General features: G+C 46.5%; 14 protein-coding genes and 1 tRNA gene. 10 read left to right on the forward strand and 5 right to left on the reverse strand.

All coding sequences use genetic code 11. The features are described 5' to 3' along the window. Window positions 1–4: 4 nt before the first annotated feature. The gene (locus QP339_RS06565) at window positions 5–871 is read right to left on the reverse strand and encodes a fructosamine kinase family protein (RefSeq protein WP_284910872.1); all 867 of its coding nucleotides are present in this window, start codon (window positions 869–871) and stop codon (window positions 5–7) included. Between the two features lie 144 nt (window positions 872–1,015). Here QP339_RS06565 and QP339_RS06570 point away from each other — a divergent pair, with 144 nt between their 5' ends. Genes QP339_RS06570 through QP339_RS06585 form a run of 4 tightly spaced genes read left to right on the forward strand, consistent with a single transcriptional unit; the run spans window position 1,016 to window position 4,631 of the window. Next, window positions 1,016–2,215 (forward strand): AAA family ATPase, encoded by a 1,200-nt coding sequence (locus QP339_RS06570; protein WP_284910873.1) that lies wholly within the window; start codon window positions 1,016–1,018, stop codon window positions 2,213–2,215. A gap of 19 nt (window positions 2,216–2,234) precedes the next feature. After that, entirely contained in the window at window positions 2,235–3,806 is a 1,572-nt protein-coding gene (locus QP339_RS06575; RefSeq protein ID WP_284910874.1) for a vWA domain-containing protein, read from the forward strand. A gap of 13 nt (window positions 3,807–3,819) precedes the next feature. Next, window positions 3,820–4,287 carry a hypothetical protein gene (locus tag QP339_RS06580; protein WP_284910875.1) on the forward strand — a complete coding sequence of 156 codons (468 nt, stop codon included), beginning with the start codon at window positions 3,820–3,822 and terminating at the stop codon, window positions 4,285–4,287. A gap of 17 nt (window positions 4,288–4,304) precedes the next feature. Continuing rightward, on the forward strand, window positions 4,305–4,631 hold the full coding sequence (locus QP339_RS06585) for an MTH1187 family thiamine-binding protein (RefSeq protein ID WP_070617051.1): 327 nt from the start codon (window positions 4,305–4,307) through the stop codon (window positions 4,629–4,631). A 49-nt stretch (window positions 4,632–4,680) separates the two neighbouring features. On the opposite strand, the gene QP339_RS06590 is transcribed toward QP339_RS06585, so the two are convergent. Next, window positions 4,681–5,805, reverse strand: coding sequence for a pyridoxal-phosphate-dependent aminotransferase family protein (locus QP339_RS06590; protein WP_284910876.1), 1,125 nt, complete (start codon window positions 5,803–5,805; stop codon window positions 4,681–4,683). 45 nt (window positions 5,806–5,850) lie between these two features. Next, window positions 5,851–6,612 (reverse strand): SDR family NAD(P)-dependent oxidoreductase, encoded by a 762-nt coding sequence (locus QP339_RS06595; RefSeq protein WP_284910877.1) that lies wholly within the window; start codon window positions 6,610–6,612, stop codon window positions 5,851–5,853. Window positions 6,613–6,828: 216 nt separating this feature from the next. On the opposite strand from QP339_RS06595, the gene QP339_RS06600 reads away from it, so the two are divergent. The 3 genes from QP339_RS06600 to QP339_RS06610 all read left to right on the forward strand — a co-directional run bounded on the left by QP339_RS06600 (window position 6,829) and on the right by QP339_RS06610 (window position 8,274). Then, a tRNA-Ala gene (locus tag QP339_RS06600) sits at window positions 6,829–6,901 on the forward strand. Window positions 6,902–7,664: 763 nt separating this feature from the next. Continuing rightward, window positions 7,665–7,991 (forward strand): AbrB/MazE/SpoVT family DNA-binding domain-containing protein, encoded by a 327-nt coding sequence (locus tag QP339_RS06605; RefSeq protein WP_141744565.1) that lies wholly within the window; start codon window positions 7,665–7,667, stop codon window positions 7,989–7,991. After that, window positions 7,975–8,274, forward strand: coding sequence for a type II toxin-antitoxin system RelE/ParE family toxin (locus QP339_RS06610; protein ID WP_284910878.1), 300 nt, complete (start codon window positions 7,975–7,977; stop codon window positions 8,272–8,274). The genes QP339_RS06605 and QP339_RS06610 overlap by 17 nt, the downstream gene beginning before the upstream one ends. A gap of 318 nt (window positions 8,275–8,592) precedes the next feature. On the opposite strand, the gene QP339_RS06615 is transcribed toward QP339_RS06610, so the two are convergent. Further along, a complete protein-coding gene (locus tag QP339_RS06615; RefSeq protein WP_284910879.1) occupies window positions 8,593–8,847 on the reverse strand; it encodes a hypothetical protein in 255 nt (84 codons plus the stop codon). A gap of 195 nt (window positions 8,848–9,042) precedes the next feature. On the opposite strand from QP339_RS06615, the gene QP339_RS06620 reads away from it, so the two are divergent. Both QP339_RS06620 and QP339_RS06625 read left to right on the forward strand, forming a co-directional pair. Beyond that, the gene (locus QP339_RS06620) at window positions 9,043–10,431 is read left to right on the forward strand and encodes a CAP domain-containing protein (protein ID WP_284910880.1); all 1,389 of its coding nucleotides are present in this window, start codon (window positions 9,043–9,045) and stop codon (window positions 10,429–10,431) included. A gap of 153 nt (window positions 10,432–10,584) precedes the next feature. Next, a complete protein-coding gene (locus tag QP339_RS06625) occupies window positions 10,585–11,142 on the forward strand; it encodes a DUF2628 domain-containing protein (protein WP_284910881.1) in 558 nt (185 codons plus the stop codon). Between the two features lie 51 nt (window positions 11,143–11,193). On the opposite strand, the gene QP339_RS06630 is transcribed toward QP339_RS06625, so the two are convergent. Further along, window positions 11,194–12,591 carry an L-cystine transporter gene (locus tag QP339_RS06630; protein WP_284910882.1) on the reverse strand — a complete coding sequence of 466 codons (1,398 nt, stop codon included), beginning with the start codon at window positions 12,589–12,591 and terminating at the stop codon, window positions 11,194–11,196. A gap of 214 nt (window positions 12,592–12,805) precedes the next feature. On the opposite strand from QP339_RS06630, the gene QP339_RS06635 reads away from it, so the two are divergent. Further along, the gene (locus QP339_RS06635; protein WP_284910883.1) at window positions 12,806–13,711 is read left to right on the forward strand and encodes a hypothetical protein; all 906 of its coding nucleotides are present in this window, start codon (window positions 12,806–12,808) and stop codon (window positions 13,709–13,711) included. The last annotated feature ends 394 nt before the right edge of the window (window positions 13,712–14,105 follow it).

The raw sequence follows: 14,105 nt of genomic DNA on the forward strand, positions 1-14,105 counted from the left end.
AAATTTAGGCCTGGTCTTTAATCCGCGCCATAGTTTGGCGGACGGATTGGAGGTAGGTGGCGCCAAATTTATAGAGGTGAAGGGCCTGGAAGTAGAGTTTGTAGAATTCTAAGCGTTGCTTGGCACCGGGAGCTAGGGGATAGGCTTCATTATAGGCTTGGTAGAAGTCAGGGCTAAAGCCGCCAAAAACCAGGCTGACTCCCAAGTCGAATTCCCGGTCCCCGTAAAAGCAGGCCGGGTCAAAAAGAACCGGTTGGCCGTTTTGGTCAAACATATAATTGCCTGCCCAGAGGTCACCGTGTAGGAGGGAAGGGCTTGAGCTATGCTGGTCTAAAGTTTCGCTTATTATTTCAAGAACCCTCTGATAGTTGGCTTGGTCTTCTGGCTGCCAGAGACCTTTTTGGCTAATGGCTTGGTCGAGGGGGATTAAGCGCTGGTCGATAAAGAAGTCTTTCCAAGCATCCCTCCAAGTGTTTTCAAAGCGGATATCGCCTCCCTGGTAGGGGAGGTCAAAGCCGAATTGTTGGCGGTCGGAATGGCTCTGGTGGAGCTTGGCCAGCATCTGGCCGAGATCAGCTTGCTGGCCTTGACCTTCCTGGATAAATTCTAGGACAAGGTAGGCGTCGGGGCCTAATTCGCCATGGGCAATGACTTCCGGCACTCGGATTCCCGCCTCAGCCATGGCTTCTAAACCAGCAATTTCAGCCCTATAGAAATCTTCTCGGCGGTTAGGTTGCACTAAGAGAAAATAGTCGCCTTGGCTGGTTTGGACTCGGTAGGCCTGGTTGACGTCGCCACCCGTTACGGGGCTGAGTTTTTGGATAGCGTCTAATGGCAATTGAGCAATTTGTTGGTCAGTTAATGTATACATGCTTGTCCTCCTATATCTTTAGTCGCTTACAATGTCTATTCTAGTGGTTTTTGGCGGAAAGCTCAAAAGCTAGGATTAGTTTCAAGGCTGGATCTTTGTTATAATAGAAGAAGATTGAATGAAACACAAGAAAGGTGGATGTTGATGGCAGACCGAGTGCCAGGGCTGACATATCGTGCAGTCTTTAAAGGAATTAATTTATTGCTCCAAGAAGATTCAAATATTGTAACAGACATTGTGGGACACGGGGGGATTGGTAAGTCCCAGCTCGTGCGTGAACTCGCCGCTGCAAATGACTTTCCCTTCTTTGAAATTACCTGCTCGCTCTTACAGCCTGGGGACCTGACCATGCCGGTGCCTAAGGAAGACCGGATCGATTACTATCTCAACCCGCAAGTCCAAGGGGCAGTTGATGCGGCTGAGGCTAATCCGGATAAAAAAGTCATCCTCTTCCTCGACGAATTTAATCGGCCGATCGCTATGGTTCAAGGGGAACTGATGAACCTAGTCCTCCAACGCAATCTTATGGGGATCGACCTGCCAGACAATGTGGTTATTATTACGGCGGAAAACCCGTCTTCTGATGTTGAAGGCTTTGAAGGCTCTTCCTATGCGACCAATGCCCGGGATATGGCCATTAATGACCGGACCATGCGGATTCGGATGGGAACGACTTTAGACCAGTGGCTGGAATCTTTTGCCCAAGCTGACCATCCTAAGCGGCCAGGGCGTTCCATGATCCATCCGCTCATCCGGGACTTCCTCCAAGCAGAGGGCCGGCAATACTTCATTGTGATTGATGAAACCCGGGATAAGAATCCGACCCCTCGTGCTTATGAGCGCTTATCGGAGCTCTTCTATAATTATGAAGGGGCAGGCTATGATTTGCTTGATTTAGCAGATGATGACCTCTTGGCCTTCCTCGTTGAAGGGATTGACGGTTGTATCGGTGAAGAAGCCGGTCAAGTCTTCCTCTCCTATCTCCAAACCCACCAAGGCGACTTTATCAAGGCGTCGGAAGTGGTTGAAGCGAAAGGTCCTCACTTGGATGCTTCTATACTCGACCGCTACCAAGCTATGCAGGCCATCCGCAAGAAGCGAGTGATTGAAGACCTGACTGCCTATCTCCTGGACCATGAGGATTTATTGACCGACCAGGACCTGCTTAGCCGCTATCTGGACCTCTTTTTGGCAACGGAAGCAGATGAGGTCTATAGCTTGGTCAAACGCCTGAACGAAGCCGAAGCAGACTCAGCTTTGGGAGGTTTGAACCAAGCTCTCTCGAATTTTGACGCTTATGTGGACCGGGCCTTTGAGATTACCATGGCCGTTTCGAAGAAATAATTAGGGAAAGGAGACCTGTATGGACGGAATCAAGACAGATAAAAGTCGGGATGAATTGTTGGCATTAATGGGTTCTAGCCAGCAGGAGCTCGCTATCGACAATATTGATGACCGCTATTTTCGCTTGCGGATTGCCTTCATCATTTACATGAATTTTGGGGCGGATGAGGACTACCAGACCTTTTCTGACCTCATGCACGAATTCATTGGGCTTTTAACGGCCTCTCTGATGACGGACCGCAGCTACAGTGGGGCTAACGACAGCCTCTTCGCGGGCATTATTTACCGCTTGGACCGGCAGATGAGTAAGACCCTAGCTAAGCCCTTGAACTTATCCTTTGAGGGCTTACGCTTTACGCTCACTATCAATCCTATCCTTTTCTTCATGTATTATGAGAGTCCAAAGCAAATGTTGGCGGGGATTCGTCAGATTTGCTACCACATAATTTTTAATCATATGACCGATTATGACTGGGCCTTTCAAGAGACGGAGGATGCTAAGGTCATGAGCGTGGCGATGGAAACAGAGATTAACCAGTACATCCAAGACCTTCCCAGTCACGCCGTTTTCCTGCCTGGCTTAAGGAAGAAACTCGATGTCCGCCTACAGGAGAAGAAGGGGACCCTCTACTATTACCAAGAGATGAAGAAAATTGCTAATGATCCCTCCCATCCTAGCCACAACCGGACCCTGTCGACCTTTGAGAAGATGAAGGGGTCGGGGCAGATGGACGATCTATATAGTCAGCTAGCGGGTAATTTTGATGAAGATAAGCTCTCGGACTTGCGCATTGATTCTGCCGAACAGCTCAACGATGAAATGAAGAAGAATTTCTCCATGCAGCAGGTCATCCCCCAGGGTAAGAATAACGACCTCCACCGTAAGATCATCAATGGCCTGGTTCGTAAGGCCTATGATGACTTGACCGATGAGATGCGGGAACACTTGTCGGGCCAATTATCGGAAAAGGTTAAACCGATGAACAAGTCACGGGCCATCAACTGGAAGGAGATTATCCAGAGGGGCGAGGGCGCAACTCCCGTTCCCTACCGCCTGTCTAAGAACCGGATGAACCGCCGGCAACCCTTCCGTATCGACTTGCCCGGCCGGGTCTTGGATACCGCAACGACCCTGATTGTTTTTGTCGACACCTCCGCCTCGCAAAATGAGGAAGCCCTAGCTTATAGCCTAGGTGAATTGGCCAATATCCAAAAGACTCTGGGCAACCAAGTCTGGCTGGTCCAAGTCGATACCAAGGTGGTGAAGGCTGAACGTTTGACCCACCAGACCCTATCCCAGTTTTCTTTTGAAGGGCGGGGTGGGACGAGCTTTGCGCCGGCTTTTGAGTGGCTCCATGATCATGGCTTTAACGACCATAATTCGGTAGCTGTCTACTTTACAGACGGTTACGGGGATGATGGTTTCGACCGCTATGGCTACCATAACATGTACTGGATCTTGACTCAGGCGGATCCTCAAGAAGAGAATCCCTTGTCGACCGAAAGTTATGGCAAGATTCTTTACTTGCGTCAAAGTGAAGCCTATAATAATCAATTGATGCAAAACCGCCTGCGCCAAACCCATGATTAGAAGGAGGAGGCTTATGTCGCAAACACATGACCTGAAAAAAGCGCTAATCCGGGTGCAATTTGGGGATTATTTGCCCTTGGTTCAATCCTTCAGCTATCCGGAATTAGAGACCCTAGAGATTGAACCCCACTTTAACTTTTCGGAGATTTCGGATGAAGCTGCTTTCTATATGGTCGCTCAAGGCTATCTCGACCACTGGAATTCCAGCTATCAGAAGGAGAGTCTCGTGCGTAAGGGAAACCTCTATCGTCAGGAACACCGGGTAGTCGATGAAGTGGAAGATGACTTCCTAGAAGCCGTATGGCAAGCCTATGTTCAAGTCAAAGAGGCGGCCCAAAGCCAAGATTCAAGTGCCTCCCAGTCGAGTATTACCCGGCATGGGAGCCAGGAATCGATTTGGGAACAACTCATGCGTGATGGGGTTCCCGAACTCAAGCAGAAGGTGAGCCAGTATAAGGCCCGCTATGGTTTAGATGATTAGGAAAGGAGTCTTTGAATATGTCACAATTAAATACCCTATGTGCGCTCGCTATTGCCCCTTACGGACAAGGTGACCACCTGTCTCAATATGTCATCCAAGCGGTGAAGGTGATCCAAGATTCAGGACTGCCTTACCAGACCCACGCTATGACGACCGAAATCGAAGGGGATTTGGATGAAGTGATGGCGGTAGTGACCAAGGCAGCTAAGGTCTTGGCTGAAAATGGCATCCGGACCGAAATTAGCTTCCGAGCTGACATTCGTCCAGGCCGGGAAGATGCCTTTGAACAAAAGAAGGCTAGTCTCGCCCGTGAAGAGAAAAAATTGGCTGATAAAGAAGATTAAAAAAGATTGGCTCCAGATAAAAACTGGAGTCAATCTTTTTTAGTGAAGCTTATAAATCAGAGGCACGGAAGGCTTCTGTTAGGGAGATTTGGCTAGGGATGCCGAGTTTCTGGAAGGCTTTGTCGAGGGCCTTGTACATGGCTTCAAAATAAGCCACTTCTATATTGGATCCCATGTGGGCAATCCGCAAGATGCGCTCACCGAGAGGGCCGTCGCCATTAGCGATTAAGAGGCCTTCTTCTTTAACTTCTGCCATTACATCAAAACTGTTAAAGCCTTCGGGAAGGAGTACAGCTGTTAGGGTATTGGCAGGATGGTCTTTGGCATAGAGTTCAAAACCTGCTTCTTGGAAAAGCTGCCGCGTCTTATCAGCCCATTTGGCGTGCTTAGCAGCGAAGTCATGGGAGAGGGTTTGGTCTAAGGCAGCATCCATGGCATAGACTAAGTTCTCGCTCATGGTATAAGGAAAATCGAAGTGGTCATTATCAAAATTAAGATAGGACTTAAAGTTGGAATAGAAAGAAGGGATGGGACTTTGCCGCTGGTCGAGCCGGTCCAAGGCCTTTTGAGATAGTGTCACGGTACCAATACCAACCGGGGCAGAGAAGCATTTTTGACTGCCCCCGAGCAAGACATCCACTTGGGCGCGGTCAAAGTCGATAGCTTCGCCTCCGATTCCAGAGACGGAATCCACAATGGATAAGATGTCATAGCGGTGGAGCAAGTTTCCGATGCCATGGATGTCATTTGAGATTCCCGTAGGTGTTTCACAATGGACGAAAGTAGCCACTTGGAAATCAGAGTCCTTTTCTAAGAAGGCTTCCAATTCATCAAGTTTAATGCCGTGCCGCCAGTCTTGTTCGAAGAGAACAGGTTCACCGCCAACAAAACGTACAAAATCTGCAAAACCGGCCCCATAGACCCCATTGGAGAGGACTAAGACCCGGTCACCTGCTTCAACCATGGAGAAGATGGCCGCTTCTAAGGTGATGAGCGCTTCGCCTATCATGAAGAAGGAAGGGGCATCCGTCTGAAGGACTTGTGAAACTTTCTTTTCCACTTGGCGCTGGTAGTTGGTGTAGTCATGGTCAAGGTCGGTATTCGTTTTCGACTGGGCAAAGGCTTTGAGGACCTTGTCAGTCACATGGGAAGGACCTGGACTAAGATTTAACATAGCAAAACTTCCTTTCAAAAACATTTTATTCATTATAATACAATTCTAATCTTTTGCCCACCGGTTGGGTAATTGCGGATCGAGGAGTTCAAATTCGCGGCTGTCTAGGTTTACCTTAGCTAAGACTTTATCGCTCTTAATCAGCTGGTCCAGGAAGGCGGCAATCTCATCCGCTTCATTGTAGCGTTTCCAAACATCGTCAGCTGTCAGACTCTCATCCTGAGAGGCCACATTGATGAAAGCGGTGTTAACAGCAGCCGGAGCTAAAATTTTGACTTGGACCGCTGCCTCTTGGTTATGGAGATAGCGGCCAATATTTTCGGAAAAGGCGCTGATATAGAACTTCATCGGACTGTAGAAGGGTGAAGATTCCATCAGCTCATGGCCTGCCACTGAAGAAACATTGACCAGGCAAGCTCCCTCGTTGGCTTGGTAATCGCGCAAGTAATACTGGCTGAGCAGAGTAGGGGCTAGCATATCCACCTTCATCAGCTCTAGGACTTCTTCGCTGGTCAGACTGAGGAAGTCCTTACTATTAGAGAAACCCGCATTGTTGATCCAACACTTAATGTGATAAGCTTTGGTCTTTTGGTAAAAAGTTTCCAACTCGTCAATCTGGCTAAGATCTTGGACCAGGTAGTCAACCTTGATGCTAGGATATTTGTCTTCCAATTCTTCTTTTAAGGCAGCCAGTTTTTCTTCGCGGCGGGCAACCAAGATGAGGTTTTCCCCTTGGCTAGCGGCTAAGCGGGCATAAGCTTCACCAATCCCTGAACTGGCACCTGTAATTAATGTATATGTTGGCATGAGTCATCCTCCTTTGCTTCTAGTATAACATGGAAAGGTTTTCAGTTCAGGGCTTAGCTATTTAGATGAAGCAAATTAATTTGATTGCTTTTGAAATATTTTTATAAATAAGCAATTAGTTTGATTTGCTTATTCTGTATGTTTTCTTAGATATAAAAATAATTATAAAAAGTCCTTGCCTTTCTATTGGAAATTAGGTAGAATGGTCTTATTGACGGGGGCGTAGCTCAGTTGGGAGAGCGCTACACTGGCAGTGTAGAGGTCGTCGGTTCGAGCCCGATCGTCTCCATTGAAGGGGTTTTGTTCGCTCAAAAACAAGCCTAAAACGTTGATATGAAGGCTTTCTTGAAAAAGTACGAAATGTTTGAAAGAATACCCCTCCAGTATAAAGCTTGAGGGATAAAGACCCCGCAAGAGTTGAGGAGGGACTGCATTAGCTCTCCTGCTTACAGATATGAAGCCATGGTTTTGCCGTGGCTTTTTCTTTTGTCTCTTTTTAGCAATGTTTAAGGGGAGTCCCACATGCACAAGGGAGATAGCAATTTAAGTTATGATTCGTAAGTAGTAGACGCCACATAAACAAGGAGAATACTATCTTTTCAAACAGTTTGTAGGCGTTGAGTTGGCTCTAAATGTACAGGTGAGAAATAAAACTGCTCCGAAACTGCTTCACTAGCTCCACATGTGCAAGAGGATAATTGTTCTGCTTGGTTTAAAGAGGGTCCACGGTACGGAAGCCCTCACACTCATAGAATTAAAGTGCCTTTTAATTACTAAGAAATCATAAGGAAAAAGCTCTCTCTGCACTCATGGGGAAACTGCCCAATCTTGACATCAATTCTAGACCATATATTCGGTTAGATAATAGCTTTTAACAGGTAGCTAGTACCGCTCAGCTCCTATCTATTCATTTCAGGTTCTATGAACTTGCCAGGGTGGGGTAGGCACTACAGACCTTTGACAATTGAATAATAAGGGGCTAAGTGTAGACTATCATGTTAAATTAGGTTATAATGTAATTACTAAAATAATTACTTATGAGGAGTGATAAAATGGTAGTAAAAGCAAGGAGGCAAGGAAATTCTTTAATGATTACCATTCCAAAAGCCTTTAATGTTACTGAGGGAGCCAGCTTTAAACCCCACTTACAAGAAGATGGAATTTTCTTTGAACGAGTGGAGAGCGTTCCCCGTTTTGTAGATGACTTTGACGCTTTGTTATTAACTGATATTGTCAAAGCTGGTTTTACAGACGGTGAAGCAATTATTAAAGAGATGGAACGGCGAAAGAAATTCATGGAAGAGCGTTTATCTGAGATGATGGAAGAGCCAGCGAGTGAAATGACTGAAGAGGATTTTAATCGTGAATTTGGATTATAGAATCTATTTCAGAAATAATGCCAAGCGGGAACTGAAGAAGCTGAAAGATAAAGGCCTGATGAAGTTGATTAGAGATGAAATATATCAAGTAATCGCCAAAGATCCTCATTGCGGAGATAGGAAAAAGGGCAAGTTGAAGGATATTTATACTAGACCAATCCACTATCAAAAATCACAATATCGAATTGCCTACACCATCCACGAAGACATTGTTACAGTGGAGATTATCCAAGCTGCTAGCCGTGAAAACTTTTATAAAGAGCTAAGCAGAAAAATTCCTTAGTGGCTAATCATACCAACTAAAACACTTAGCCACCGATCAATTGATGTTGTTTTGCTTGACTATAAAGACAATGTTTTGTCTGTATAATGACTCTCCAAATGATGATATAGTGTTCCTTTATCAAAAATTAAACGAATAAATATGTAATAATAAAGAGACTAGAGACTCCTTGTTTCTTTTGGATATGGGCTTTCTGTAAGATCTGTGATATTCTCAGCTCATAAAATAGAGTAGCTAATTCAGTTGGTAACTGCTAATCAATAACATATCAAGATAAAATAAGCGCTCCAGGTCAAAATTTATCCTGGAGCGCTTATTTTATCTTGATGTTCTGGAAGCAAAGTATTTCCACATATTTAAGAAGAAAACTAGGAGGAGAAGGTAGCGGACGATATCAAATATCTTCAAGAAGAAGTTTTCGTAGCTGACGGGTGATAGGAGGTAGATAAGTAGAAAGAGAACTAGGCAGAAGCATACGCTCAAGGTAATCCCCACGAACATGGAAGAGGTCCGAATGGGTTGTTTAAGCTTCAAGCACTCTAAGAAATATTCTTTTACATCGTCAATATGCATTGGTCATCCACCTTACATGTCTAAAATTTAATCTTATTATACAGCAAAACTTTGCTAACTGAAAGAATTTTCATTTATACTACCAAAAGAAAGGGGTTTCATTCGGTTCAGGAGTGATTAATGACAGTTTAGGAAACAATTAGTTTTTACTGATAAAATGTAGTATACTTATGCTATGAATAAGGAGGAGATTATATGAAGAATAAAGAAAACACAGTCTCATTTCGTAAAGTAAATCTGGGTCTAGCTTCTGTAGCCCTTGCAGGCTTCCTCGCAGCCAACCCTCAAGTGGTTGAAGCGACTGGAACAGCTGATTCAGGCGCTGCGACTGCCACCACAACGGCGGGAACTGTAGAAGCTACAACTGCTCCAAGTGCTGATGCTAGCAATGCAGCCTACCAAATCCAAAATCCTCAAGAAGCTGAGAAAACTTTAGAACTCATCCGCAACACTCGTAATACTTATTATGACGATGAAACAGTTCCTTTTGCAGGCACTTCACTGAAAAACTATGTGACTCAGCAAGGCCTAACTAAGGAACAATATGTTAATGATATTCGTTATGATCGGATGAATGAAAAGGATGCTTATATCCGCGCGGAAGAAACAGCCATTCATGGTAAAGTTGCTCACAAGGGACCAGATGGAGAAAGTAAGCCCCAATACCAAAATAGCAGTGCCTGGGGTGAAAACCTAAGTTGGGGGCGTAATTCTGTCGAAGCTGATTTTGAAGCTTGGACCACCTCTGAATTACCTGCCTTGAAGTCGGCTAATGGGAAATTCACTGCGAAAAATGGCCACCTCTATCAAATTTTAAATCCATTTAATATTTCCTTCGGTTATGGTAGATTCTCAAAAAATGCTCCAGGTGTTGATGCTTCTAAGTACAAGAACGCATATGATCCAATCGCTGCCCTGACCTTATCTATGAAACCTGGTGATACGGATTATGATGCTGGTAAAATTGGTGGGGTAGTAACGCCAGATCCACAACCAACACCAGATCCACAACCAAAACCAGATCCACAACTAACACCAGACCCACAACCAACACCAGATCCACAGCCAACACCAGACCCACAACCAAAACCAGATCCACAGCCAACACCAGATCCACAGCCAACACCAAATCCAATCCCAACACCAGACCCAACCCCAACACCAAATCCAACGCCAACACCAAATCCAAGTACTAACACCAACGCGATTCCTGGCCAAACGTCTAAACCTTCAACTACTAAGCTAACAACCGTTGCCCCTACAACTGCAACGCCTAGCGCAGTAGCACCAAGCCAAAACCAAGACAAGCCAGCTCCAGGAAAAGGTCAAGAAGCTCAGGCTCCTGCGACTGAAGCGAAGCCAAGTGCAAAACCTGCTAAAGCCCAAGATCCAGCAGCTAAGCCAGGAAAAGTAGCTGCTTCTGCGCCTAAGGAAGCTAAACAAGGGCAAGCTAAGGCTAGCCAAGTTAAATCCCAATCAGCGCATTCTGTTTTACCTAAGACAGGTGCGGTTGCCGTTTCCTTCACCGGCTTTGGCCTTGCCCTAGTCGCAGCTGGTGCTGCTTTGTTGAAACGCCGCAAATAATTTTCTATCGATTTTTAGAGTCCAGGCTCTCCTAGTAGAGCTTGGGCTTTTTTACCTATTCAAGAGCTTTCAAGGCTTATTCAGGAGTGATTCGCTTTTAACGGCTCAAAAAAGGTTATAGTAGAATAAGAGACTTAATGAGGAGGCGGCATAATGACAAATGAAGATTTAATCGATACAGCGACTTACCGCAAGGAGGACTTGGTAAAGGCAAGCGCTCCCAAGGCCTACTGTACCCACTGCGGTTACCGGCTCCATGAACAGGCCTCTTACTGCTATAATTGTGACCAGGATCCTTTGACAGGGACGGCTTACTGCCGGCGCTGTGGGGGCAGCTTCTTAGTGGGGCAGAAATTCTGTTCCCGTTGTGGGCTGGCCCAGGCGAATTCGCCCAGTGTGCACAAGGAACGCTTTCCATTTGCGGGAGAGACGCCAGCCATGCAGGCAGAGCTGGAGAGGATTGAGGCCAGTGGTGATAAGGACAAGGGATGCTTTAACATCTGGGCCTTTATTTTTAACGGACTTTGGTTTTGCTACCAGGGCTTGTGGGAGTTTGGCCTAGTCCTAATCATTCTTATCTGCTTGCCTTTCGCTTTCTGGTTGAAGTTGGTCCTGATTGCCTTCTTCTCCGGCCGCTATGCCAACTACATCAAGTACCGTTATTTGAAATATGGTGAGGGTTTTCCCAACTTAGGAAAATTATTCCAATAGAAAAGACCAGTCAGCACGTTTTGACTGGTCTTTTGTTATGATTAGTTTTTCTTAACGGTCCACATCGTCTTCGGGCTCAACTAAGGCTTCAGGATCGTTGAAGATGGTTTGGTTCATGTTGCCCATGGCCTTAGAGGTAACGGTCCCAGCGATAATGGAATCGTTCACGTTAAGAGCTGTTCGTCCCATATCAACGATGGGTTCGATGGAAACCATGAGGCCGATAACTTCGATAGGAAGTCCCAACATACCGAAGAGGATGAGGGAGCCGAATGTGGCCCCGCCGCCTGCACCAGATACCCCGATAGAGGTGATGGTGGCTGCTGCGATAATCGTAATCCAGCTACTTGGGTCAGAGAAGGACATGCCGGCAGCTGGTGCTGCGATAACGGCTAACATAACAGGGTAAATCCCCACGCAACCGTTCTGACCGATGGATAGGCCAAAGGTGGCCGAGAAGTTGGCAGTTGGTGTATCTACCCCCAGGGCTTCAGTCTGGGTCTGGATATTTAAGGGCAGGGAACCTGCACTGGACCGTGATGTGAAGGCAAAGAGCAAGACATTGGCTGCCTTCTTGAGGTATTGGATCGGGTTAATGCCAAAGAGGGCCAGGATGATCATGTGGATGATAAACATCACGATTAGGGCCACATAGCAGGCCACAATGAAGGTTGCCATGGTTTGGATGGTCGAGATACTTGAAGTGGCTAGGGCCTTGGTCATCAGGGCGAAGATGCCGTATGGGGCAATCCGCAGCACTAGGGTCACTAGGCGGGAGACGATGGCATGGAGGCTGTTGATAATTTTTTCAAAGATTTCAGCTTCTTCAGGATGGTGGCGGCGGACACCCAAGTAGGCAGCCCCCACAAAGACAGAGAAGATGACAACAGCGATGGTTGAGGTGGACCGGCTACCCGCCATATCTGCAAAGACATTGACAGGAATGAAGGAGCGGATAGTCTCAGGAATGGTTAGGTCAGCAATTTCCGAATTACGCTCCACTAATTGGTCAATCCGTGCATTCTCAGCAGCGCCCCGGGCAAATTCTGCCCCATCGAGGTTGAAGAGAACTCCGGTGGCGATGGCAATGAAGGCGGCGATGGCGACTGTAATGAGCAGGGTGCCGATGACGCCTGTCCCAATCTTACCGAGATTGGATTGGTTGTGGTCGAGCTTGGTAAAGGCTCGGATCATGGACACCATAACCAGTGGGATAACCAACATTTGTAGGAAGTTGATGTAGCCCTTACCGACAATATCAATCCAGTCCATAATTTCCGCTGTGACATCACTTTCAGCTCCTAGAATAAATTGGATCAAGAGTCCAAAAACAATCCCTAAGCCGAGACCGGTGAAGACCCGGTTGGAATATTTAATGTGCTTGCGGCTCATCTGGTTGAGGACCAGGCAGAGCGCGACAAATATGAGTAAAGTAATAATAACTTGCAAAATGCATACCTCCTTCTTATTCACTTACTATTTATTAGCTTATGAATTGAGAATATTATAGCTTATTTTTTATTAGAATGCACCTAATAAGCCTCGAGACTGATTTTTTATTATTTTTTTCTTTTTATGAGGAAGAAATGGTATAATATAGCTTTAAAGAAGATGTTGAGAGCAGATTAGTGATTGATCGGCTTGCACTTAAAGGAGACGAGTCATGGTAAAATTTAATCAACACTTTGATAACCCAGACCAATTAAAGGCCTACTTGCGTCAAGAAGACCGGCCAGATCTGGAGCTAGAATATTTAGAAGTCCAAGATGAATTAGAAGAGCTGGCAGCTGAACCAGTATCCCGGGAAAACCACCGCCAACAGCTTAAACTGGAAACTTACCGGGATGCCCTGGTGGAAGTTCTCAATGAAAAACCGATTGAAGATGAGACAAGAAGTGAAGTAGAGGAAGAAGAATCTGATGACTATGTAGAAGAAGCTGAGCAAGGTCCTGCTGACTCGAGTATGGAGAGTAAAGGGGCGGCCTTTCTTTCCGGCTTAGGCCAGCAAGTGAAGCGGGGCGTCCAAGCTAGCGGCCAGGCCATTAACCGGGGCATCGAGCATGAGATGGCCAAGAAAGAACCCTGGAAAGAGAAGAAGGCTGCTCTGGCTGAGGAGCGCCAGCGAGCCAAGGAAGCCAAGCAAGAGGCCCAGGCCTTAGCCAATCAAGCCCAATATAAGCCCTATCCTCGAAAGCGGCGCCGGGGTTGCGGTTGTGGGGGCTGTCTCTTAGTAATCGTCCTCGCCTTAGTATTAGGCTACTTTGCTTTGGGTCAGGCCCAAGTCTACCTCCCAAATATTTCACTGAATGCACCAGATATTAGGATAGATGGGGGCAGCTTGATCCAAGAAGGCTGGGAATATGCCAAGTCTTGGCTCGGAAATATTTTCTCTGGCGACGATCAAGGAACACAAGATCCAGGTCAAGGCTGGCAAGCTCCGGCCGATAATGGGGGAGGGGCTTGGCAAAATCAGGAAGCCCCAGCCACGGATAATGATTGGACAGAACCTGCTCCTACAAGTCCGGAACCGGCTCCACAAGCAGGGGATGAGACTGGAACAGGTTATTAATTGAATAGCTGTCAAAGAAGTAGGTAAAGGCCGGGGGTTAACCCCGGCCTTTTTCGATGGCCTCTAAAATTATGTGAGTCTAAGTGCTCTTCCTCACATCCTAGTCGGATTCGCAAGAGCAGACTCGGAGTGATTTCACCCAATCGGAACGACCGGCTAAAGCTGTTCTTATCCTCGTAGTTGGGTTCGGTCGCGTAGAAGTGGCTCCTCTTCATAAAATCCCTGCGAAGTCTTTTCATACTTCTTCGGTCTTTTACTCCAGAGGTCCACTTCTGACCGCGCTCCCTCACACCCTTGCTAGTCGGGTTCGGTCGCGCAGAAGTGGCTCCTCTTCATAAAATCCCTGCGAAGTCTTTTCATACTTCTTCGGTCTTTTACTCCAGAGGTCCACTTC

This window comes from Aerococcus sp. UMB7834 (assembly GCF_030215145.1).
Taxonomy (GTDB): Bacteria; Bacillota; Bacilli; order Lactobacillales; family Aerococcaceae; genus Aerococcus.

Coding starts and splice junctions, on each gene's coding strand:
- QP339_RS06570 (WP_284910873.1), top strand. CDS start 1,016: ATGGCAGACCGAGTGCCAGGGCTGACATATCGTGCAGTCTTTAAAGGA.
- QP339_RS06565 (WP_284910872.1), bottom strand. CDS start 871: ATGTATACATTAACTGACCAACAAATTGCTCAATTGCCATTAGACGCT.
- QP339_RS06605 (WP_141744565.1), top strand. CDS start 7,665: ATGGTAGTAAAAGCAAGGAGGCAAGGAAATTCTTTAATGATTACCATT.
- QP339_RS06575 (WP_284910874.1), top strand. CDS start 2,235: ATGGACGGAATCAAGACAGATAAAAGTCGGGATGAATTGTTGGCATTA.
- QP339_RS06585 (WP_070617051.1), top strand. CDS start 4,305: ATGTCACAATTAAATACCCTATGTGCGCTCGCTATTGCCCCTTACGGA.
- QP339_RS06595 (WP_284910877.1), bottom strand. CDS start 6,612: ATGCCAACATATACATTAATTACAGGTGCCAGTTCAGGGATTGGTGAA.
- QP339_RS06635 (WP_284910883.1), top strand. CDS start 12,806: ATGGTAAAATTTAATCAACACTTTGATAACCCAGACCAATTAAAGGCC.
- QP339_RS06590 (WP_284910876.1), bottom strand. CDS start 5,805: ATGTTAAATCTTAGTCCAGGTCCTTCCCATGTGACTGACAAGGTCCTC.
- QP339_RS06580 (WP_284910875.1), top strand. CDS start 3,820: ATGTCGCAAACACATGACCTGAAAAAAGCGCTAATCCGGGTGCAATTT.
- QP339_RS06625 (WP_284910881.1), top strand. CDS start 10,585: ATGACAAATGAAGATTTAATCGATACAGCGACTTACCGCAAGGAGGAC.
- QP339_RS06615 (WP_284910879.1), bottom strand. CDS start 8,847: ATGCATATTGACGATGTAAAAGAATATTTCTTAGAGTGCTTGAAGCTT.
- QP339_RS06620 (WP_284910880.1), top strand. CDS start 9,043: ATGAAGAATAAAGAAAACACAGTCTCATTTCGTAAAGTAAATCTGGGT.